At 35.1% G+C, this 24,233-nt stretch carries 18 protein-coding genes; all 18 read left to right on the top strand.

The features are described 5' to 3' along the window. The first annotated feature begins 28 nt into the window (after positions 1-28). Positions 29-766, top strand: a complete 738-nt coding sequence (locus UGRO018_RS08455; RefSeq protein WP_416326044.1) for an N-acetylmuramoyl-L-alanine amidase — start codon at positions 29-31, stop codon at positions 764-766. Between the two features lie 103 nt (positions 767-869). After that, positions 870-2,504 carry a putative manganese-dependent inorganic diphosphatase gene (locus UGRO018_RS08450; protein WP_416326043.1) on the top strand — a complete coding sequence of 545 codons (1,635 nt, stop codon included), beginning with the start codon at positions 870-872 and terminating at the stop codon, positions 2,502-2,504. A gap of 246 nt (positions 2,505-2,750) precedes the next feature. After that, positions 2,751-5,357: a cation-translocating P-type ATPase gene (locus tag UGRO018_RS08445; RefSeq protein ID WP_416326042.1), complete on the top strand. Its 2,607-nt coding sequence runs from the start codon at positions 2,751-2,753 to the stop codon at positions 5,355-5,357. 80 nt (positions 5,358-5,437) lie between these two features. Next, the gene (locus UGRO018_RS08440; protein ID WP_416326041.1) at positions 5,438-6,748 is read left to right on the top strand and encodes an HAD-IIB family hydrolase; all 1,311 of its coding nucleotides are present in this window, start codon (positions 5,438-5,440) and stop codon (positions 6,746-6,748) included. A gap of 92 nt (positions 6,749-6,840) precedes the next feature. After that, positions 6,841-7,728 (top strand): LytTR family transcriptional regulator DNA-binding domain-containing protein, encoded by an 888-nt coding sequence (locus UGRO018_RS08435; protein WP_416326040.1) that lies wholly within the window; start codon positions 6,841-6,843, stop codon positions 7,726-7,728. A 105-nt stretch (positions 7,729-7,833) separates the two neighbouring features. Next, positions 7,834-8,679: an ABC transporter ATP-binding protein gene (locus UGRO018_RS08430; RefSeq protein WP_416326039.1), complete on the top strand. Its 846-nt coding sequence runs from the start codon at positions 7,834-7,836 to the stop codon at positions 8,677-8,679. Then, positions 8,676-9,410 carry an ABC transporter permease gene (locus UGRO018_RS08425; protein WP_416326038.1) on the top strand — a complete coding sequence of 245 codons (735 nt, stop codon included), beginning with the start codon at positions 8,676-8,678 and terminating at the stop codon, positions 9,408-9,410. The genes UGRO018_RS08430 and UGRO018_RS08425 overlap by 4 nt, the downstream gene beginning before the upstream one ends. Positions 9,411-9,579: 169 nt before the next feature. After that, a complete protein-coding gene (locus UGRO018_RS08420) occupies positions 9,580-10,494 on the top strand; it encodes a peptidase U32 family protein (RefSeq protein ID WP_416326037.1) in 915 nt (304 codons plus the stop codon). Further along, positions 10,481-11,707, top strand: coding sequence for a peptidase U32 family protein (locus UGRO018_RS08415; RefSeq protein WP_416326036.1), 1,227 nt, complete (start codon positions 10,481-10,483; stop codon positions 11,705-11,707). Before UGRO018_RS08420 ends, UGRO018_RS08415 begins: the two co-directional genes overlap by 14 nt. A gap of 47 nt (positions 11,708-11,754) precedes the next feature. Continuing rightward, positions 11,755-13,449: a proline--tRNA ligase gene (locus UGRO018_RS08410; RefSeq protein WP_416326035.1), complete on the top strand. Its 1,695-nt coding sequence runs from the start codon at positions 11,755-11,757 to the stop codon at positions 13,447-13,449. A 199-nt stretch (positions 13,450-13,648) separates the two neighbouring features. Next, positions 13,649-15,346 carry a phosphoenolpyruvate carboxykinase (ATP) gene (locus UGRO018_RS08405; protein WP_416326034.1) on the top strand — a complete coding sequence of 566 codons (1,698 nt, stop codon included), beginning with the start codon at positions 13,649-13,651 and terminating at the stop codon, positions 15,344-15,346. A gap of 592 nt (positions 15,347-15,938) precedes the next feature. After that, positions 15,939-16,127, top strand: a complete 189-nt coding sequence (locus UGRO018_RS08400; RefSeq protein WP_416326033.1) for a hypothetical protein — start codon at positions 15,939-15,941, stop codon at positions 16,125-16,127. Between the two features lie 64 nt (positions 16,128-16,191). Next, a complete protein-coding gene (locus tag UGRO018_RS08395; RefSeq protein ID WP_416326032.1) occupies positions 16,192-18,123 on the top strand; it encodes an extracellular solute-binding protein in 1,932 nt (643 codons plus the stop codon). Between the two features lie 23 nt (positions 18,124-18,146). Further along, the gene (locus tag UGRO018_RS08390; protein WP_416326031.1) at positions 18,147-20,753 is read left to right on the top strand and encodes a hybrid sensor histidine kinase/response regulator; all 2,607 of its coding nucleotides are present in this window, start codon (positions 18,147-18,149) and stop codon (positions 20,751-20,753) included. Positions 20,754-20,976: 223 nt separating this feature from the next. Further along, the gene (gene ilvA / locus UGRO018_RS08385; protein ID WP_416326030.1) at positions 20,977-22,176 is read left to right on the top strand and encodes a threonine ammonia-lyase; all 1,200 of its coding nucleotides are present in this window, start codon (positions 20,977-20,979) and stop codon (positions 22,174-22,176) included. Continuing rightward, positions 22,169-22,606 (top strand): YaiI/YqxD family protein, encoded by a 438-nt coding sequence (locus UGRO018_RS08380; RefSeq protein WP_416326029.1) that lies wholly within the window; start codon positions 22,169-22,171, stop codon positions 22,604-22,606. The genes ilvA and UGRO018_RS08380 overlap by 8 nt, the downstream gene beginning before the upstream one ends. A gap of 4 nt (positions 22,607-22,610) precedes the next feature. Then, a complete protein-coding gene (locus tag UGRO018_RS08375) occupies positions 22,611-23,438 on the top strand; it encodes a hypothetical protein (protein ID WP_416326028.1) in 828 nt (275 codons plus the stop codon). A 16-nt stretch (positions 23,439-23,454) separates the two neighbouring features. Then, entirely contained in the window at positions 23,455-24,186 is a 732-nt protein-coding gene (locus UGRO018_RS08370) for an N-acetylmuramoyl-L-alanine amidase family protein (RefSeq protein ID WP_416326027.1), read from the top strand. The last annotated feature ends 47 nt before the right edge of the window (positions 24,187-24,233 follow it).

The following is a 24,233-nucleotide window of genomic DNA, read 5'->3' as shown; positions in this document are numbered from 1 at the left end:
ATAATACACTCGTTTGGAGTGAGTAGTGATGACGAGAAAGAAAAGAAAAAGAAAAGATCCGATGCATTATTTGATCATCCTATGTGCGGAATTGGTTGTGATGCTGGTACTTTTGATCTTATGTACGAAAGTATTTCCGGATAATCCCATTACTAGGAGCATTGTATCTCTGGTGACTCCACAAGCAGATGTTATACTTGATGCAGGACATGGTGGATACGATACAGGAAGTAGTTATGAAAATATTTATGAAAAAGATATCACACTTTCTCTGACAAAGAAGATTGGGAAAGCTTTAGAACAAAAAGGGGTTCATGTAGCTTATACAAGAGAAAGTGATGATGTGAATTGGCCCGCAGATGAGGTTGCTGATCTTACAAAACGAGTTGAGATATCTAATACAAGTAATGCAAAACTGTTTGTATCGATACATACCAATGCAAGTGATTACGGAAGTGAACCATATGGTTTTGAAATTTGGGGTAAAATAAAAGATGAGGCAAGCTTTACACTGGCAAAAAATGTAGCTGCACAGATGGATGCATTGCATTATACTCAAAATCGAGGAATCAAAGATCAGGATATCGCTCCATTACAGGTATTACAGGAAAATGCATTACCGGCAATCCTTATTGAGGCAGGATTTCTTGCGAACGAAAATGATCGTAATTACTTGATGAATGAGGCAAATCAACAAGCTTTGGCTAATAAGATCGCACAGGGAATCTATGCTGATTTAAAACAAATGGAGGCATCCACTGAATAAGTGGGTGCTTTTTTCTTATAAAATGTAAATGCTTACTTTTTTCGTAGAGATTTCTTTATAGATACGATATAATAGAATCAACAAAGAAAAGAGGAACTGCATCATGAAAGATCATATTTATATTATCGGACATAAAAATCCTGATACGGATTCTATTGTTGCTTCTATTGCATATGCTGAATTGAAACAAGCAAAAGGAATCGATGCTGTTGCTGCACGTATTGGAGATATTAATTCAGAAACAGATTATCTACTGAAAAAATTTGAAAAGGAGGAACCACTTTATATACAAAATGCAAAGGTAAAACTTTATGATGTGGCCTTTGATGAGCCTTTGACAATACATAAGGAACAGACCATCAAAGAAGCATGGGATCGTTTATCTGCACGTAAATCAAAGGTACTGTATGTGGTAGATCAGGATCAAAAACTGATTGGTGTGGTATCAATGTCAGATATCGCAAAGGTATTGTATACAGAAAACGGAGAAACAAATCGTTCATTGATGAGCAATACTCCGGTAGAAAATATCGCAAAGGTATTGAGTGGTGAATTCGTTCATCATTGTGATACCTATCGTCCAAATGGAAATGTATTTATCATTACCAGTCATAAAGCTGTATATAACGAAGAAAGCTATAAGGATGCCATCGTAGTGTTGAGTGATGATCTTCAGCTACAACGAAGAGTGATTACAGATGGGGCAGCTTGTTTGATTTTGGTCGGAGTGGATATTTTATCCCAAAGTGTCATTCGTTTGGCAAAAGAATATCATTGTAATATCATCAAAACAAAACTGGATATGTTTAAAGTCGCAAGGGGAATTTATCGTTGCCCAAGTGTAGAATTGATCATGAGCCGTAAGATCATTGCTTTTCAGGATCAGGCTTATATCGATGATGCATATCATCAAATGAGTAAGAGCAGATATCGTTCTTATCCGGTTTTGAATAAGCATGGAGCAGTTGTAGGTTCTTTGGCACGTTATCATTTATTAAACTATGCGAAAAAGAAATTTATCTTGGTAGATCATAACGAAACAAGTCAAAGTATTGATCATTTGAATGAAGGCGAAGTATTGGAAATCGTAGATCATCATCGAATCGGTGATATAGAAACCACATATCCTGCACAATTTCGAAATGAAATCATAGGTAGTACTTGCAGTATTATTGCAAAAATGTTCAAAGAACAAGAAGTAGTACCAAAAAAACAAACAGCAGCCTTGATGTGTTGTGCGATCATAAGTGATACCATGAATTTTCATTCTCCGACAACAACAAGACAAGATAAGGAATTGGCGAAAGAATTAGCACAGATAGCGAATTTAGATTTGGATCAGATGGCAGAAGAAATGTTTAGTGCTGTAGCTACCATCAAAGGTCGTAGTACTTCTGAAATATTATATAATGATTTCAAAGAATATAACATCAATGGAAAAAGGATTGCCATCGGACAAATCAATCTTGCGAATCAAGAAGAGCTTCGTATGATACGTGATGACATGATCGATTATATGAAAACAATCAATGAAATCAATAAGTTTGATGTTTTGATGATGTGCTTTACTTCGGTAAATGGTGAAGGCAGTAACCTCTTATTTGTCGGACGATTGGCACAGCTGGTAGAAGAAGCCTTTAAGGATGATGTCATGGATGATCTTTATTTTGTGGATGGTGTGGTTTCAAGAAAGAAACAAATCATACCAACGTTATCCAAACTGTTGGCAGAAAGCTGAATTGTTAACAAACTGTTAATTTTTGTAAAATCATTTACAAAATAGGCTTGTTTTGTTATCATTATACTAAATAAGGGAGTAGTCAGCACGATTTTGTGTGAATCTGGTCAACAAACCCGAATGAAAATTCTGGCCTGATACTGAAATGACGAGACTTATAGAATACCTTTTCTATAGTCTCGTTTTTATTTTGGAAAACTGGTAAAACTATAGAAAAGAAGCATAAATAAGAAAGGAAGTATTCACATGCAGGAAAAGTTTTATCAGAAAAGTGTTGAAGATACGTTGAAAGCAACGCTATCTTCTTCTCAAGGATTGTCTGAACAGGAAGTGAAAAAAAGGCAGGAGCAACATGGATATAATGAATTAGAGGAAATAAAATCACAAAGTACCTTTATGATCTTTTTATCACAATTTAAAGATTTACTGGTCTTGATTTTAATTGCGGCAGCGATCGTATCTATGATATCCGGGGAATTAGAAAGTACCATTGTTATCTTGGTGGTGATTACGATGAATGCCATTCTGGGTACTGTACAAAGTGTGAAAGCACAAAAGTCCTTAGAAAGCTTAAAGCAGTTATCCACTCCTCATACTAGAGTGATTCGAGATGGTAAGACAATGGAAATATCCAGCAAAGAATTGAGCGTTGGGGACATCATGCTGTTAGAAGCAGGTGATGTTGTTGGTGCTGATGCACGTATCATTGAAAATTACACCTTACAAGTGAATGAAAGTGCACTAACCGGAGAAGTGGAAAGCGTTCAAAAAGAAGTGGATGCGATAGAGCAGGAATGTGGCTTAGGTGATCAAAAAAACATGGTATTTTCCAGTGGTCTTGTGACTTATGGCCGTGCTGTGTGTGTGGTTACCGGCATCGGTATGGATACGGAAATCGGAAAAATTGCGACCTTGATGAATCAAACGAAAGAACGAAAGACTCCATTACAGCTAACATTGGATGATTTCAGTAAAAAATTAAGTATCGGAATTATCGCAATTTGTATTTTGGTATTTGGATTAAATGTATGGCAAGGGGATGCGATATTAGATGCATTAATGTTTGCAGTAGCTCTTGCGGTAGCAGCCATACCCGAAGCTCTTGCAAGCATCGTAACGATCGTCCTTGCAATGGGAACCAGTCAAATGGCAAAAGAAAATGCCATTGTGAAAAATATCAATTCTGTGGAAAGTCTTGGATGTGTTTCTGTGATCTGTAGTGATAAGACGGGAACGCTTACACAAAATAAGATGACAGCACAAGAAATCTATCGTAATCATGAATTGATCAAAGCTACCGCTTTAAAAGAAACAACTCCTTTGGATCGTATGATGTTATTAGGCTTTGCCTTATGTACAGATGCACAAACCAATGAACAACAAAGGATCGGTGATCCAACGGAATTAGCGCTTGTGGATCTGTTAGAGATTTATCATATCGATGAGCTTACAACAAGAAAAAAATATGAACGTATAGATGAAAATCCATTTGATTCGCAACGAAAATTAATGTCTACACTTCAAATGATCGATGGAAATGCCACTTTGTTATTAAAGGGTGCCTGTGATGAAATACTTAAAAAGTCTACAAAAATTCATTTAGAAGATGGTATTCATGATATTACAGAAGAAGATAAGGTTGCTATCTTACAGAAAAATGAAGCGTTTGCGGAAAATGGGTTACGAGTATTAGGGTTTGCTTATCGCAATGTCAATCATCAAAGCATTAGCATTGAGGATGAGCAGGAGCTGATTTTTATCGGTCTCATTTCATTGATGGATCCTCCAAGAGTAGAAAGTAAAACGGCGGTTGAACATTGTCTTCGTGCAGGTATTACACCAATCATGATTACCGGAGATCATAAGGTAACCGCAAGAAGCATTGCGAAAACATTGGGTATCTATCAACAAGGAGATCTTTGTTTAGAAGGTATAGAATTAGATGCTATGAGTGAGGAAGAGTTAGATGAGAAACTTGCTTCGATAAAAGTTTATGCGAGAGTTGCTCCGGAACATAAAATTCGTATCGTAAATGCATGGCAGAAGAAAGGGAACATTGTTGCCATGACAGGAGATGGAGTCAATGATGCTCCAGCATTAAAACAATCAGATATCGGTATCGCTATGGGGATAACGGGAACTGAGGTTTCTAAAGATGCTGCCAGCATGATCTTGACTGATGACAATTTTGCGACCATCGTGAAGGCGGTGGCAACCGGAAGAAATATTTATGCGAATATTAAAAACGCAATCATTTATTTACTGAGTGGTAATTTATCCGGTATCATTTGTGTACTGGCTGCCTCTTTGCTGGGATTACAGGTTCCTTTTTTACCAGTACATTTGTTATTTATCAATTTAGTGACAGATTCCTTACCGGCCATTGCTATCGGTATGGAACGTTCTACCAAAGATGTATTAAAAGAACAACCAAGAGATCCTAAAGTAGGTATCTTAACGAAAGAAACGATCAAACAACTGGGTGTTCAAGGAATTTTAATTGCGATAGTTACAATGGCGGCATATTTCATTGGTTTAAAAACAAGTTGGGCAATCGCTACAACGATGGCATTCTCCACCTTATGCTTAGCTAGATTATTCCATGGCTTCAATTGTAGAAGTAAACATTCCTTGTATCATATCAAGCTTTCTAGTAATCCATATGCGATCATGGCATTCATTGTCGGATTTATCTTCTTAACCACAATTCTTATGATACCAACACTTCATTCTCTGTTCTCTGTCACAACGATTTCTTATTCTCAATTGCTTACGATGTATGGACTTGCTATTACACCGACTTTATTGATTCAAGCTTATAAAACAGCAAAGGATTTACACATCATCAGATAAAAGCAGATATCGTCTGCTTTTTTGTTTACATGAGAAATCAAACTCATTATAATAAGAAAGAAAAATGAGGAGGGAAGCATATGCCGAAAATAGGAATGAGAATTATCAAATCAAGTATGGCTGTTATGATCTGTTTTCTTATATCATTTCTTCGTCCGGAAGGAATCGTATTCTATTCATGTATTGCGGCTGTTTTATGTATACAACAAGATGTAAAAAATAGCAAACGTGTTGCTATCAATCGAGTGAAAGGGACCTTGCTTGGTGGAATTTGTGGAATGTTTGTTCTGATTGTGGAGAAAAATCTATTGGTGATGGATACCTTATTTCTTCGCTATCTATTCATATCACTCATGATCATTCCTATCATTTATAGTACGGTTTTATTGAAGATGACATCTGCATCTTATATTTCTTGTGTTGTGTTTATGAGTGTTACCATATCCCATGCGATGGATATCGAACCTTATGTATTTGCGTTCAATCGTATCATTGATACCTTGATCGGAATTTTTGTTGCATTGGGATTGAATACAATACATTTCTATCGCCATCGAAATCAAGATATTTTATTTGTGAGTGATTTGGATCATACGTTATTAAATGAAAAAGGAGAATTAAGTGCTTATACAAAGGTCAGACTTAAACAACTATTGGAACAAGGGGCTCAGATCACCATTGCGACAGCACAAACACCTTCCTCTTTTTTACCGATGCTTCAAGATATTCCTTTCACTTTACCCATGATTACAATGAATGGGGCAGCAATGTTTGACATTCATCATCAGGAATATCATCATTGTAAAGTGATACCAAACCAGTGTTTAGAAGAAGTCCTTATGCTTTTTGAAGAAGCACAGGTTAATTGCTTTATACATACGATCGTTCATCATATGCTACATGTATACTATCAAGGTTTTCAAAATCCTGTAGAAGAAGATATGTATCATACACATAGAAAAACGCCTTATAAAAATTATGTATGCAGTAACTTTCCCAAAGAGCAATCAGCGATTTATCTACATGCCATACATGAAACAGCCATCATTCATCAATTATATGAAAGCATAAAAACCTCTAGAAGTTATGATGAATTGCATATTGTCATCACCTTGGATCAACAACATCCGGGATATTCTAAAATCGATATTTATCAAAAAGATGCAGGAAAGAAACAAGCAGTAGAAAGCTTAAAACAAGAGCATTCCTTTCATCGAGTATATGTATTTGGTGATGATCTAGAGGACTTGCCTTTGATGGGATGGGCAGATCGTAGCTTTGCTGTAAAAAATGCGAAAAAAGAAATATTGGCGCATGCAGAGATGATATCTAGTAATGAGGATGATGGAGTAGTTCATGCCATTCATCGTTTATTTTATGAAAAATCATAAGCAAACTGATATAAATCTAAGATAGAAAGGATTGATTCCCGTTGCTTTCTATCTTTTTGTACTGTAAAATGATACAAAAAGAGGTGATGGATATGGATGCAACACAGCTCATAGCGTTCATTCGTAAAAAAGAAACAGGATGCTTTAGTTTTGAATGCAAGGAACAAATCGCAAAAGAGGTAGAAGATAAAATACTTTCTAGTGTCACTAAGATAGGAATCGTATCAGAAGAAGATCAGGTCTATAAGAAAATGAAGGTAAAGGAATACCTGAAGTTTTTTTCGAAGTTGTCACAACATGATATGCTTTTTTCTAAGGCGGTTTCTTTGTTTCAGCTACAGGATATGTTACATGTAACGTTAGATCAACTTAGTAATTCTCAACTTGTGAGGGTAAAGGCTGCCAGAGAGATGATCAAGGATATGCCTATGATATATTTAAAAGATCCTTTGAAAAATCTAGAGGATCAAGATATAGAGTTGATGATGAAATGGATAGATCAGATGGAACAAAACAAGAAATGTATCCTTATGACATCACCATCCTTAAAAGATGTATGTATGATGCCCGGTCATCATTTTTATATTCGTACGGATAAGGAAATTAAAGAAATCACCAATTTAACAAATGAAGAAGAAATCGTTCATCCAATGAAAATCGGTGCTAAATTAGATGATAAGATCATGCTGTTTAATCCTAATGAAATTGATTATATCGAAAGTTTGGATAAAAAGAGTTATGTTTATGTAAGAAATAGTAGCTTTGTATGTACACAAACGATGGAGGAGCTTGAGAATAAGCTAAAGCGTTTTGGTTTTTACCGATCCCATCGGAGTTATCTTGTGAATATGCAAAAGGTTGTGGAAATTATCAAATGGACAAGAAACTCCTATTCTTTAAAACTAGAAGGTTTAAATGATGTAAGGATACCTTTAAGTAAGGGACGAATTGAAGAGATGAAATCCTTGTATGATTTTTAATTCCTTTCTGCTCCATTCATACCGGCTATTGCTCCATTCAGCCTAAAAAAATCGAATTGAGCTCTTTACTGTCTTATACTAAAGACCATGAAAGGAGCTATGTTTATGCAACGTACTATTGTAGAAATGAAACATGTCAGTATCAGCTTTCAAGATACAAAGGCATTGAAAGATTTGAATTTCAGCATGATAGAGGGGGAAACCTTTGGTTTTCTTGGACCCTCAGGGGCAGGGAAAACAACAACCATTAAATTGTTGACCAAACAGTTAAAAGCGAATGAAGGAGAAATCATGTTGATGGGGAAGGATTTGAATGAAATCAAGGATGAATTGTTTTTTCAGATTGGGGTGCTTACTGATAACAGTGGGATTTACGAGAAATTAACTGTATATGAGAATTTAAAGATATTTGCAGATTTGAAAAGGATCGATACCAATCAGATCGATACCATTTTAAAAAAGACCGGACTTTGGGAAGCGAGAAAAAAGAAAGCTAAAGATTTATCAAAAGGTATGAAACAACGGTTACTCTTTTCCAGAGCCATTCTGCATAAACCAAAGATCTTATTTTTAGATGAACCAACGAGTGCACTGGATCCTGCGACTGCAGAGGAAATTTATCGTATCATAGCGGATTTAAAACAAGAAGGTACTACGATTTTTTTAACTACACATAATATGAACGAAGCTGATTTGTTATGTGATCGAGTCGCTTTTTTGAATCAAGGTCATATCGTTGAATGTGGAAATCCGGATGATCTAAAGTTGAAACATGCAGGAAATGAAGTCATCGTTTATTCCGATACGGGAAAACAATATCATACAACAAAGGAAAAAGAAAGCTTGAAACAGGTTCTACAAGACATGGATGGTAATGTTTTACGTATTCATTCTATCGAACCTGATTTAAAAACAATATTTTTGGATATGACAGGGAGGGAATTGATGTGAAATTAAGAATGCATACAATATCCGTCTTGATGAAAAAGGATATTAAATTATTATTGACAAATAAAAACGTGTTATTGATGTTATTTTTACCGATTATGTTTGCGATCTTATATCAGTTTATCTATGCCGATATGATGATAGAGGAGCCTGAAACACGTGGATTTGTCATATCTATTGCGACATTGATCAATATCGTAGCAACGCCTTTGAATGGATTTGCCATGATGATTGCGGAAGAGAAGGAAAAATCTACACTTCGGGTCTTGATGCTGAGTGATGTTAGCGGTTTAGAGTATCTGATATCTAAGTTACTGGTCGTGTTAATTGTCATGGAAAGTATTGGAGTGATCATTTTTCTAGTGACACAGCTAGAGATACAAGGTCTTCTTCCGTATCTGTTTGTTACAACGATTACTTCTATCACATTGCTGTTATTTGGTGCAGTGATAGGATTGATCAGTAAAGATCAAATATCCACGGGAACGCTATCTTCTCCGATTATGATTTTATTTTTATTGCCTCCGATGTTAGGACAATTCAATCAATTGCTTCATTCCATTGCACAATTTGTGCCTACCTATGGACTTAGTGAACTATTAAATCTTATTGTGGAAGGACAAAGCATCTTTGTTATGGATATGTTAGGTAATTATGCATTGATCGTAGCATGGATCTTCATTGGTGTGATGGTATTTTGTATGATGTATCGAAAACGAAGATTTGATAATTAAATTTGATATAGAAATAAGTCTTCTCTTAGGAGACTTTTTTTGGTTTATATCATTTATCGGAATGGAAAGGGAGGATCAAGTTCTTCTTTCCTAACTGAAAGAAGAATTTTACTACCCATTTGAAAAGAAATATATTATAATAGGTAAGCAAATAGAAAAAGGTGATAGAATGTTAGATATGATCGCAACTCCTTTTGAAATAGGAGATATCCATAAATTAAAGGAAGCAGGTGCTTCAAGTGTTGTTATCGCAACACCGTTTTTTTCTGCAAGAGGTGCTGCCTATTTTCCAAGAGCTGAGTTAAAGCGTGTAAAATCAGTGTGTGAACAAGAACAAATCAATATGTATATGTTGGTAAATCGCTTTTTTACTCAGGATGAAATGGATTGCTTGACTTCCTTTTTACAAGAATTAAAACAATTAAATGTAGAAGGAATCTATTATGGAGATGAGAGTGTTTTATATGAAGCGAAAAAACTTCATATAGAAGATCGTTTGATCTATGCTCCGGATACTTTGATGACCAATGATGCAGATGTGAATTTCTATTTAGAAGAAGGAATACGTATGGTAAGTATTTCCAGAGAAATCACAAAAGAAGAAATCTGCGATATCGCAAAACATACCAATGGAAATATTGAAGTCACCATTCATGGACGTGTCAATATGATGCATAGTAAGCGTCATTTAATTTCTAATTATTTAACATTTATTGATCAATATGAAGATATCAAAGAGAAACGCAGTTTATATATCATGGAAGAAACTAGAGATGAACATATGCCAATCATAGAGGATGCATTAGGTACTCATGTATTCAGTGGATATACACTAGCGAGTTTTCGTGAAATCAAAGCATTTGTAGAAGCAGGTGTCAAACATGTGAAAATTGACGGTATCTTTCATGATATTGATTATGTATGTGAGGCAGTGAAATTGTATCAGGATATTTTACATGGAGCTGATGCAGGTCATATAATGGAGAACTATCAAAAAAAATATGAAAAAGATCACGTTACCAATGGCTTTTATGATACAAAAACCAGTAAGGTAAAGGCAGGTGAAGTACATGAAAAAAATTGAATTATTGGCACCGGCTGGTGATCTAGAACGTTTGAAGATTGCTGTATTATACGGAGCGGATGCTATTTATTTAGGTGGTAAACAGTTTTCTCTTCGTTCACGTGCAAGTAATTTTACAATAGAAGATATCGCAGAAGGGGTACGTTTTGCCAAAGCTCATGGAGCCCATATTCATGTTACGGTCAATATGCTACCACATGCTGAGGATATGCATGGGTTAAAAGAATATTTGATGGAACTAGAACGTATTGGCGTTACTGCGATCATTGTGGCATCACCGGCAATCATGATGTGTGCAAAAACCTATGCGCCTAAGCTAGAGGTTCATGTAAGTACTCAACATTCCTCAACCAATGCTGTAGCGGCACAATATTGGAAAGATAAAGGGATGGATCGAGTTGTTTTAGCAAGGGAACTTACGTTGGAACAAATCAAATTAACTGCAGCGCAAAGTAAGGTACCATTAGAGGTATTTATTCATGGTGGAATGTGTATTTCATATTCAGGACGTTGTGTTTTAAGCAATCATATGACAGGTAGAGATGCCAACCGAGGGGGATGTGCTCAAAGCTGTCGTTGGAAATATCGATTATATGATGGTGAACGCCAATTGCATGATGACCAAGATTTATTCTCTATGTCAAGTAAGGATTTGATGGCAGCACGTTTCATACCCGATCTCATACAGGCAGGCATTGCCAGTTTAAAAATAGAGGGAAGAATGAAAAGTGCCTATTATGTTGCGACCTTGATCAAGACATATCGTATGCTGATCGATGAATATTATGAGGTTGGAAGCATTAGTGAAGATCGTATGAAATATTATTATGAGGAATTATCTAAGGCAGAAAATCGACCGACGGGAGTAGGTTTTTATTTAGGAGATCCTAAGCCACAGGATCATTTATATGGGGTCAATGGGGCAGGCGTAACACAAGAGTTTATTGCGTATGTGTTGGATTATGATCAAGAACAACAAATAGCGACAATAGAAGTTAGAAATCATTTTCGATCACATATCGAAGCTGAGGTATTTGGGCCACATATCAAAATGACAAGATTTGAAGTGCAAGATCTTTATGATCTTGACGGAAATCTCGTTGAGGTTGCCAATAAACCGATGCAGGTATTGAAAATGAAAACAGATATTCCTATGGAAAAGGACGCAATGATACGTAAAGTCATGAAAAAAGATCGAAGCAATATTTATTAAGATAGAAAAACGTGATAAAATAAAAAAGATTATGAGGAGAGAGTGCAATGAAATTAAGTAATAGTTTCTTTTATACCATTCGTGAAAACGCAAAGGATGAAGACAGTACCAGTGGAAATCTTTTAGTAAGAGCCGGAATGATCAAAAAAAGCAGTAGTGGAATTTATATGATCATGCCTATGGGAAAAAGAGTTTTGAAAAAAATCGAAGATATCGTTAGAGAAGAAATGGATCAGGCTGGGGCACAAGAACTTTTGATGCCTGCTTTGATACCAGAAGAAATCTATGAAAAAAGCGGACGTAGAGAAGCCTTTGGTTCCAATATGTTTGCGTTAAAGGATCGTTATCAGAAAAATTATGTATTAGGTCCGACTCATGAAGAGCTTTTCACCATGGCAGCAATGATGAAAGGAAAATCTTATAAGGATTTTCCATACAATTTATATCAGATTCAAACAAAATATCGTGATGAAACAAGACCTCGTTATGGGTTGATTCGTGTTCGTGAATTTATTATGAAGGATGCGTATTCCTTTGATGTAGATGAAGCAGGACTTCACACATCTTATATGAAAATGTTCGATGCTTATAAAAAAATCATGGATCGTTGTGAACTAAACTATAAGATCGTAAAAGCAGATACCGGCGCAATGGGTGGCAGTTTGAGTGAAGAATTCCAAGCAATCACAGATATCGGAGAAGATGTAGTCGTAACATGTGAAGCCTGTGATTTTTCCAGTAATTTAGAGATTACAGAGGTTATCGATACACGCTCAATCAGTGAAGAAACAGAATTAGACATGGAAATCGTTGAAACACCTAATGCAAAAACCATAGATGAGGTTGCGGCATTCTTTGATAAAACAGCAGATGATTTTGTGAAAACATTGATTTATTCTGTGGATGGTCGCACATGTGCTTTCTTATTAAGAGGCAATCGTGAGTTAAATGAAACAAAAGTTTTGAAATTATTAGGCGCAAATGAAATCGAGTTAGCAAGCTTTGAAGAAGTGGAACGTGTGACACATGCAAAAGTAGGTTTTGCAGGTCCTGTTGGATTAGAATGTCCTATTGTTATGGATCGTGAAGTTTTAAATATGAAAAACTTCATTGTAGGAGCCAATCAAAGCGATCATCATATCAAAAATGTAAATCTGAAAGACTTTGTTGTAGAAAAAGTAGCTGATATTGCCCAAGTACATGATGGAGATATTTGTCCTGTGTGTGGTAAAAAATTGAAATTCTGTAAAGGAATTGAGGTTGGTAATACGTTTAAGCTAGGAACAAAATATGCAAAGACCTTAGGATTAGAATATTTAGATAAAGAAAATAAATTACACCCTGTAGAAATGGGATGTTATGGCTTTGGTTTAGAACGTTGTATGGCAAGTATCGTTGAACAACACAACGATGAATATGGTATTCAATGGCCTGTCAGTGTCGCACCATATGAGGTAGCAATCGTCATCGTATCTATGAAAGATGAAGAACAAATTCGTATCGCAAATGAATTATATGATGCGCTCAAAGCAAAGGGAATCGATGTTTTATTGGATGATCGAAATGAACGCCCTGGTGTAAAATTTAAAGATATGGAACTCATTGGTATTCCTTATCGTATTACCGTGGGAAGAGGTATCAAAGAGGGCAAGGTAGAATTCCGTGCCAGAACTGCACAAGAAAATGAAGAGGTTTGCTTAAGCGACATCAAAGAAAAGATCGCAACCTTATTACAAAAATAAACCAACGGGATGACCGTTGGTTTTTAAGAAATCTTTATAAAGAAACAAGATTACATGAAATTCTTATGAAAATTTTTACATAAAATGAAAATATTACAAAAACCTCTTTCTTTCTTTTTCTTTTTATTGTATAATAGAAAGCGATAGGGTTAATTCACCTTATATTAAGAGCAAAAAAGAGAGTGAAAGGAGCAGATTTATGAAGGAAACATTGTATTTAACTAAAGACTTAGCAATCGTGAATTATAGTGCAGGTTATGCACAAAACGGAGATACATTATTAAATTCCACAACCTTTAGCGGCTATGTTCATAACTATATCGACTATTTGAAGGAAACACATGAAGATCTATATTATTTTGCAGTAAATGGTAAAACAGCAAGAGAGGCTACCAATGATATCTTAAGATTGTTCCGTATGCTTCGTATTTTCAAAATCGATGAAATCGAATCTCCATATTTGAATGATAAAAAGAGATTGTTAGAATTTGTTGAGGAAATGTATAATTTCTGGAAAAAGCATCAAAGATTTTCTGTTGCCAGTGTTGGAAATGGAAATGCATTAAATGATATGAGTTTTGTTGCTGCCGATTCCAACTTCAACAATTTGATCTTGGGATTGTTCCGTAGTATTGAAGAACAGATCATGGGTAGAAAAAATAAAGTATATCGTCAGTTACAGGCTGGTACCAATGCTGCGATGTCTGTACGTAAAAATAAGACAAAACTATCAGCAAAATATGATAAGCTAAAAGATATTGAATTTATCAATTCTGTGATGTTGCGTACACCAATGTTGTTACATCCAAAATCTAACAAACGTACCGGTATGTTTACTGAAATCGAAACGAATCCAATTGAAGATTTTACAGGTAATAAGGATGAATGGTATTGCTATCCATGTAAGATCGGTACATTACTTGCTTTCATTTACTTCCATCGTGATTTTATATCTTCTGCAGTTTCATTGGCAAACCTATTTGAATTGGCAAATGAAGATGAATGCTCTAAGAAACCGGATATGATCGTATTATTCGGTAATGAAGATGGCAAAGATCAGACAACATTCCATTATGATAAAGAAGAAGATTTATGGGTAGGTTGTGTTAGCTATAATGAACGTATTGAATACTTTGGATATTTAAAGAAAATGTCTTTGACATTGCACAATGTCAGAAAGATGCAGCAAGGGTGGTTGCCAATCCATGGTGCATTTGTAGAAATTACATTGAAAAATGGCAAACGTAAAAACATTATGTTGATGGGAGATTCAGGTGCAGGTAAATCTGAGTCTATCGAAGCGTTAAAAAATGTAGGAAAAGATATCATTAAAGATATCGTCGTTGTATTTGACGATATGGGAACTATTCACTTAGAGGATGGAATTCCATTTGGTCAAGGAACTGAGATCGGTGCTTTCATCCGTTTGGATGATTTAGATCCAGGAACGCCTTATCGTGATATGGACCGTTCTATTTTCATGAATCCAGAATCAAGTAACAATGCTCGTGTCATTACACCAGCAGCACCTTATGAAGTAGTTGCGACAAACCATAAAATCGATTTGTTTGCATATGCAAATAACTACGATGATAAAAACGGTATCCATCGTTTTGATGATATGGAAGATGCAATTGCAACTTGTAAAGAAGGTAAACGTATGGCCAAAGGTACAACTCAGGAAGTTGGTATCTCAACCACTTACTTCGCTAATCCATTTGGACCAATGCAACAAGAGGAAATCTGTGAACCATTGATTCACCAGATGTTTGACGCATTACAGAAAAATGGTGTATTTGTTGGAGAAATTTATACACACCTTGGTTTAGATAAAGAAAATCGTGAAGGTATCAATATTGCTGCTCAGGAATTATTGAACTTCATTGAAAAGGACTAAATAGAATCATATCTATTAGAAGTATTCTTAAGAAAGGATCAGAAACCTACTTAATGTAGATTTTCTGATCTTTTATTTATTATAAAATAGATGATAAGAACTTATGATTGCTGAAAAGTTCTTATCTTTTTTATTATATAAAAGTTCTTCTAGCAATAAACTCAAAGAAAAAAGCCAAGAAGTTATTTAAGCGAAACCTTTTGACTTATGATATTTTTTTGGAACGATAATAGTGTAATCAAAGGAGCGAAGAATGAATTTGTATTTGATTCAGTAACAAAATATTGCTATAATGAATATGTTTAAAAACTTTATGTAAGGATATCATGGTCTTTTGTAGTTAGATCATGATTCTTGTGATTCATTGCTTTGTGTAATTGATGTTGTTATAATTATAAAAGATTCATATCGTAATTATAGGTATTGGTATTATCATTGATTTGAATTTTGTTTATAACAATAGAGAGCTGGTGAATATATGATGGTTGAGGATCGCTATATTGATGGAAGCAGATTATGTAGATGCTGTTCATCAAGTGAATAATGATGAAAGGAACAGGCGATTTTTAGATATGAAGATGCATTTGTAGCTGTGATGCATGAAAAAGGGATCGTTTTAAATTTGGTTTTGATACAACTTGTTCAAGTAGATTTAGAATTAGCTGAGCTTTTATGCCAAAGGGAAGATTTTGAGAAAATTGATGATGCATTTCAACAAGTAAAACATCAATATCAACTTATGCAGGATACAATATCTGAACTTCTGTATCAAGGACAATGATGTTTTGTGAATAAATTATACACGATATATGGAAAGAAGTGTCGGTATAAGGGAGAGAGTAGATATGAAAAAGAATAGGCGGATCGGATTTATTTGGTGCATCGTATTATTGATTGCGATTACTTCGTTAGGTGGTTGTAGCAATAAAAAAGAGAAGACAACCGTTACATTGCTATATTCTACTGAGTTTAAGCAATTCAAGCAATTGGTAGAAGATACATATTCAGATATAGAATTAGTATATGAACGCACACCTTATTTAAGTGAACAAATACGAAAACTCGCAAAAGGTGTTGGTCCGGATATCGTTATTTCAAGTCAACCGGATTTTGAAAATATGCAGGAATATTTACTAGATCTAAGTGATACACAGGCTAGTAGCCAATACGATAGCACGATAACCTCTAAATTGATGGTTAATGGAAAAAATTATTTGCTTCCGCTACCGGGTACATACTATAGCTATATCATAAATGAAACAATGTTTAAGGAAGCCGGTATTCCTTTACCTACATCGTTAAAAGAATTGGAAAGTGCCTTATCGACACTGAAAAGCAAGGGCTTAGGTGTAGGTGAAGATGGTATTAATTTTAGTATAGAAAGCAATTATAACGCAAGTCTTGGTTTATTTTTTGTTGGAATGATGGTTCCAGACTTTCTTGGAACTGTGGAAGGTGTAAAATGGCTTGCCGATTTAGAAAGAAAAGAAAGTAGATTTACGGGAACGTTTGAAAAAGCTTTTACATTATCCAATGCATTGATATCTGATGGTGTATTAGATCCAAATGCAATTGCTTTAAAACGAAATAGTATTTTGATTCCAGAGAGAATGGCGTTAGGAAACTTAGCAGCAGTATTTGGCAGTTCTAACCTTATGACACAAATTGTGGAAGAGAATAAAACAAATGTTGAAGCAGGAAGGGCAAAAGCATATGAATATCGTATGTTACCGCTATTATCAGATGAAGGAAATCATCCATGGGTGATGTATTCTCCAATTGGCTATGTAGGTATCAATGCATCTTCTTCCGATGAGAAAAAAGAAGCTAGTAAAAAAGTTATAGAGCTATTGTCAACGGAAGAGGGACAAAAAGCCATTATGAGTGATTTAAAAAGTGAACATTCTTATTTGAAAAATGATGAAAATAATAAAGAAAATATGCCAGCTGGAATTTCTGAATATATAGAAGAAGGATATGTTTATAACGTTCAATTTCCGAATAGTATCATTGAGTATCTAGGACTTCAAGCAAGGAAGACATTCGACAAAAGCAGTAGTATAGCACAAGTTCTAGAAGCTGTAGATGATTATCATGTGAATGGATCAAAAGATGTAGATTATGACTTGTCGATCGTAGGTTTTATTGATAATGATTTATTGTTAGAGAATTATAATGTTAGAAAAGAAGAAACGAAGATTGGAAATCTTATCGCAGATAGTATTAAATTAGTAACCCAAGCAGATATTGCGGTCATCAATGGAGGTGCTATTCGCTCAAGCTTATATCAAGGTGACATTTATGGAGAGGATTTGAAAGTAGTATGTCCTTTTGATGATAAAATAGTGGTATTAAAAATAGATGGAGATGTTATATGGAGAATGTTAGAAAACAGTTTATCCACCTGTACCGATGAATTTCCCGGTGGAAGATTCTTACAAGTATCGGGTATATCTTATACCTTTGATAGCTCAAAACCAATCGGTAGCCGCCTTCAATCCGTAGTATTAGAGAATGGCACAGCAATTCAGAGGAATCGATCTTATACATTGGCTGTAAATGATTATATGGCTGGAAAACAAGGATATGCTGAAGGTAATGGCGATGGATATATGATGCTGAATTATTATGATGATGCAACAGAAAAAGGAAATGTAAGTTTAGTTGATGAAACAAATATGACGTATCAAGACGCTATGAAATATTATTTTGAACATTATATGGACCAAAAGATTCATGTGGAATTAGAAAATAGAATCGTGGATATAGCTTCATAAAAAGGATGAGGAGGAAAAAGCATATGAAGGATGAGATGTTTTTACAATCGAAGCGGAAAAAAATGATCTTCTTATTTCTACTTATTCTCTTGATTATGTCTTTAGGCATCACTGCTTTTTACTCTTATCAAAGAGAAGCAAAACGAACTGTTTCAAAAATAAGTCAAGTGTATCTACAAGAAATGTCAGAACAAATGAGCAACCATTTCAAAACAAATTTAGATAGTTTATATGCTCAGATTCAAACAATAGGAAATTCTGTTTCTGCTTCTGAATTAGAAAGTGAAGAACATCTGATAGCTTTCTTAAAAAAAGTAAAAGAAGACAATCAGTTCTCTCATGTGGCATTGCTTAGTGAACAAGGCATTGCCTATTCTTCAGATGGTATTTTTCCGGCAATTTCAAAGATTTCTGGGCTTCATCAACTGATGGAAGGAAATGAAAAACTCTTATCGGTGAATGAAACCATTTGGGGAAATGACATGATGTTACTTGGGGCAACAATTGAAACAAAACCATTTTTCAATGATAAATTTATTGCTATTATTGCGGGTATCGATACCTCAGTCATTGGTGAGAAACTGGCATTAAACAAAGACGGAACAGCTTCTTATTCTAATATCATTGCACCTGATGGTACTTTTATCATCCGCAATTCCAATCGTGATGTTGCATTACAAGGAACCAATCTTTATTCTATTTTGGAACATCAATCCGTTTTTGATGAAGGGTATTCTTTAGAAAACCTCAAAGAAAATATTCAAGATGGAAAGGAAGCTATGGTATCGTTGCATTTGTATCAGCGCCATGAATATCTATATTATGCACCGATTTCCGGTACAAATTGGTATATGTGTACCAGTATGGCATATACAACTGTCAATTCTCAGGTTTCTGCATTGAGCCATTTCTTGATGATCGTTGCATTTGGAATCTTTATTTTAATTCTATTAGTAATAGCCGCTTTCTTTATCCTACATCAAAAAAGTGAAAGACGCTATCGTAAACAAATTGTAAAAGAAAAAGAAGAAGCCGAGAAGGCCAATCAGGCAAAGAGTAATTTCTTATCTTCTATGTCGCATGAGATACGAACACCATTAAATGGAATCATAGGGATGACAGAAGTAGGAAAACATTATATCGATCAACCGAATCGTATGAAAAATTGCATGGATAAAATTTCATTATCCTCTAAACATCTTCTTACGTTGATCAACGATATCTTAGATATGTCTAAGATTGAAAGCGGTAAAATCGAATTACATAATGAAGTGTTTAATTTTGGTACGTTATTAAAGTCATTGACAGCAGTATTTTACTCACAAGGAAAAGAAAAAGGAATTCAATTTGAAGTTTTCCTTAATGGTATCATCGATGAATATATCATTAGTGATGAGCTTCGCTTGAATCAGATACTTACGAATATGATTTCAAATGCACTCAAATTCACTCCGCAAAACGGTTCAGTAGAAGTTTGTGTGGAAAAAATGAATCATACAAGTGAAAAGGAAAATGAAGTTTGGTATCATTTTGTTGTAAAAGATACTGGATGTGGTATTGCTGAACAAAATTTACAGCGAATCTTTGAACCTTTTACACAAGAGGATAGCGGTGTTGCTCGTCGCTATGGAGGTACTGGATTGGGCTTACCGATCAGCAAACGATTTGTAGAACTGATGGGAGGTAGCATATACGTAGAAAGCAAGGTGAATGAAGGAAGTAGTTTCCATGTTGAGATTCCGGTCACTTTGCAAAAACAGCAACCAAAAGAAATGTTAAGTTTAGAACATAAAGAAAAAGTATTGATCTTAAATCAAGTAGATGAAGTACGTACACAACTGGGATTATTACTAGATGATGAAGGTTTCATAGTTGAAAGCGCACAAGCCTTGAATGATGCACTCCACTTATTGGATCAGGCAGAAAAAGATAACGCAGGTTTTACGATGTGTCTGGTTCGGTGGGACTTTGCGAAAGATATGAATAAGGTCGCTCAACAGATCAAAGAAGCATCGACTACATCGATCAAGATCATCGTAACAGGATTTGATAAAGATGAGTTAGAAGAAGTTAAGCAGCAAATGAATGCAGATGATATCTTGTGCCGCCCGGTATTCCATAAAGATTTTAAAGATTTAATGCGTCGTTTATATGAATTGCCATCTGAAGAAGATGAAATTTGTGTGGAAAAAGCTCTTGCAGGAAAACATGTTTTGATCGTAGAAGATAATTTGTTGAATCTTGAAATTGCAGTGGAATTATTATCATTAGATGATGCTTGTGTGGATATCGCAAACAATGGAGAAGAAGCAGTTAAGAAATTTGAAGAATCAAAGGAAGGCTATTATGATTTGATTCTTATGGATATTCAGATGCCGGTTATGGATGGATATCGAGCAACTCAGATGATTCGTAGTCTACCACGTGCTGATGCAGATAACATACTGATCATTGCGATGACTGCCAATGCTTTTCAAGAAGACATCAATCGCTGTAAAGCATGTGGGATGAATTCTCATATCAATAAACCATTTGTAGTAGAAGATATTTATGAGTGTTACGAAAAGACACGCAAAGAAATTAAAGATTTTGAACATTCAGAAAGTAAGCCTGATATAAATGATAGGTAATTGGAAGGATCGATATCTGTATGCGATAGATATTGATCCTTTTTCTATGTTGCGAAGTTTTTGAAAAAAGGATAAAAAAAGATCCTTATGGTATAAGGGTAAGATATAGTTGTTTTTAAATTGTGAACAAATATTTATAACTGTATTCAAAAAGTAGAAAAAGTGTCTTTTCAATCAAATGAAAACGGTGTACAATGATGATAGATATCAGGGAGGACGCATCATGAAATTTGAGAAAATACAAAAAGCAAAGGAAGTATTGGATCCTATCATCAGTAAGACACCGATCGTTCATGCATCTAAACTACATGAACATCTTTACATCAAGGCAGAAAACCTACAAGGAACAGGGGCTTTTAAGTTAAGAGGAGCTTATTTTAAGTTATCAAATTTAAGTGAAGAGGAAAAACAACGTGGGGTAATTGCGGCGAGTGCTGGCAATCATGCACAGGGTGTTGCTTATTCATGCATGAAAATGGGAATTAAGGGTACCATCGTGATGCCGAAAACAGCACCATTATCAAAAATAGAAGCCACAAGGAGCTATGGGGTTAATGTGGAACTCCAAGGTGATACGTTTAATGATGCCTATGAATATGCGAAAAATTTACAGGAAATCACCGGTGCAGTGTTTATTGAGCCGTTTAACGATGAGGATGTCATTGCAGGACAGGGAACCATTGGAATCGAAATACTAGAGAAAATGCTTGATGTGGATACTGTGGTCGTACCGATTGGCGGCGGAGGATTGATTAGTGGGATTGCTTCCGCTATCAAAAACATCAAACCTTCTTGTCGTGTGATCGGGGTACAATCAGAAAATGCACCAAGTATGAAACGTTCTTTAGAAGAAGGAGAAATCATACAGTTAGATAGTGTCAATACCATTGCTGATGGAATTGCGGTAAAAACACCGGGTAAGTTAACATATGATATTTGTAAAGAATTGGTAGATGAAGTTGTTACTGTGAGTGAAGAAGAAATTGCCGCAACGATATTGATTCTTTTGGAAAAAATGAAAATGGTGGCAGAAGGTGCCGGCGCAACAAGTGTAGCCGCAGCATTGTTTCATAAAATAGATCTAGATCATCATAAGGTTGTTTGTGTGCTAAGTGGTGGTAATATTGATGTCAATCTATTGAGTAAGATCATTGATCTCGGTTTGATCAAAACGGGAAGAAAAGCAGTGATCAATATGAATGTCATGGATAAGCCGGGTAACTTATCAAGAATGATCGAATTAATTTCAAAAACCGGCGCAAACATTATTTCTATCAATCATAATCGTATTCAAAATGGAATCTTATTCAATCAATGTAGAGTAGGACTGGTCATTGAAACGAATAATCAAGAACATATCCAACAAGTTATGGATATATTGACTGAAAACGGATATACGCCAAATCTGGTGGAACATGCATAAAATCTATATTGATGGGGATGGGTGCCCAGTAATCGAAGAAACCATTGAAATTGCGGAAAGTTTTAAAGTAGAGGTCGTCATTGTTTGTGACACCTCTCATTTCTTTTCATATGAGGGAGTTAAAATGATCGTTGTGGATAAAGGAAGAGATGCAGCTGACTTTGTACTCTTGCGTTATATAAAAAACAATGATATCATAATTACTCAGGATTACGGCTTGGCAGCACTAGCTTTATCAAAAGGTGCAATTGTATTATCACAAAATGGATTTGCCTATACCAAAGAAAATATTGATAATCTCTTGGCACAACGTCATCAATCTAGAATCATGAGAAAACACGGTAATTATGCTCATGCGAAAAAACGAAAACAAGAAGATGATGATGCATTTTGTGAATTGCTTCAAGATATCCTGACACAAATGGAGTGATTATATGAAAGATGCTATCACAGAACATATGAAATATCAAACGATGATTCACGATTTAAACCAAATGAGCAAACAAGAAATTAATCAAGAATTAGTCACGATGGGTTGTAAAATGTCTTATGATGAAATCAAAGAAAGCTTAGCACATACGTATAATGAATTGGCCATATCTGATCAAATTTTCAAACAGGATAGCATTAAGGAAGGTCGCTATCCGGTATCTTTTATAGATGAAGCAGTGTTAGAAATCGCAATTCGGGAAAATTTTGGTTTTTTACATTATGGAATCCTATCCAATCAAATTCGTGATATAATGGAACCGAGCATTTCAAATTCAGAAAAAATCAAATTAGGTGTGAGTTGTTTTAAAAAATTATGTCAGACAGCTGAAAAATTTGATATCAGTGCACTTGAAACCATCGATTATCAAGTTCATGATGATTTAGATTTATATGCAAGCTTGATGACGTTTTTGGATTTGATGATGCAAGAAGCTGAAAAAGATAAGCAACTTTATCGTACCATCGTTGATTTATGTGAAAGGTTATTGAAAACTTTTTCTAAAAGTTATCCCTTGCTTCGTATCAGTATTCAATATGAACAAGCGACTGCTTATGTTAGAATGAAATCTAAGAAAGGGGAGCAACTTTTCTTACATCTATTAAAGGTACATAGTGATCCTTGTGATGTTGTTTTGCATTATGCTTTGGCATATTTAGATCAAGATGAAAAACGTGCAATACGTATCTTACATAAATATCAAAATCTTTGGAATAAAGAAAGTGAAGCATATGAAGTGATCATGCAGATCTTAAAGGATTGTGAACATTGACATGAAAGGAGCAATCATGAAGAAAAACTTTATACAGCGGCATATGATATGGGCAAGCTTGATACTGATTTGTTTTATGATCATACCTTCTATCAAGGACAGTTATTGTCTTGAAAAAGAAAAGGAACCTGTTGTTGCGAAAACAAAAAGCAATGCTTTGACGGTAGATAAAATCAAAGTGGTGATCGATCCAGGGCATGGTGGATATGATGAAGGAAGTTCCAGTGATGATGGAAAGGTGATCGAAAAAGACCTGACATTAAAGATATCGAAAAAAATCGGTCAGATTCTTGAAAAAAATGATATAGAGGTTTTGTATACTAGAACAAGTGATCAAGTAAGCTGGAGTGATGATAATGTGGAGGATCTGGAAACCAGATCTAAAATTGCAAATGAAAGCAAAGCGGATTGTTTTGTATCGATCCATTTAAATTATTCAGAAGAATATCAGGATGAAATACGAGGACATGAAATTTGGGTGAATTATAATGATGAACAAAATGTAAAGCTAGCGGAAGATATTCATACAGCTTTAAATGGTGTTCCTCAAAGCTTTGATCGTGGTATAAAAGATCAGGCAAGTTCACCACTATCCCTTTTGGTATATAATCAAATACCTTCTGTTCTTGTGGAGACCGGATTTTTGAGTAATGCAAGTGATACCTCTTACATAAACAGTGAAGAAGGTAGTGATGCGATTGCTGAAGCGATTGCGAAAGGGATTTTGAAATATGTTGCAGAAAAATGATGAAATTTTTCATCAAATTGTGTATACTAATAACGAATCATAGGAGG

The organism is Hoskinsella mucinilytica (assembly GCF_045223415.1).
GTDB classification, from domain to species: Bacteria; Bacillota_I; Bacilli_A; order Erysipelotrichales; family Erysipelotrichaceae; genus Hoskinsella; species Hoskinsella mucinilytica.
The sequence above is the reverse complement of the archived record's forward strand: the minus strand, read 5'-3'. Positions and strand labels throughout refer to the sequence as shown.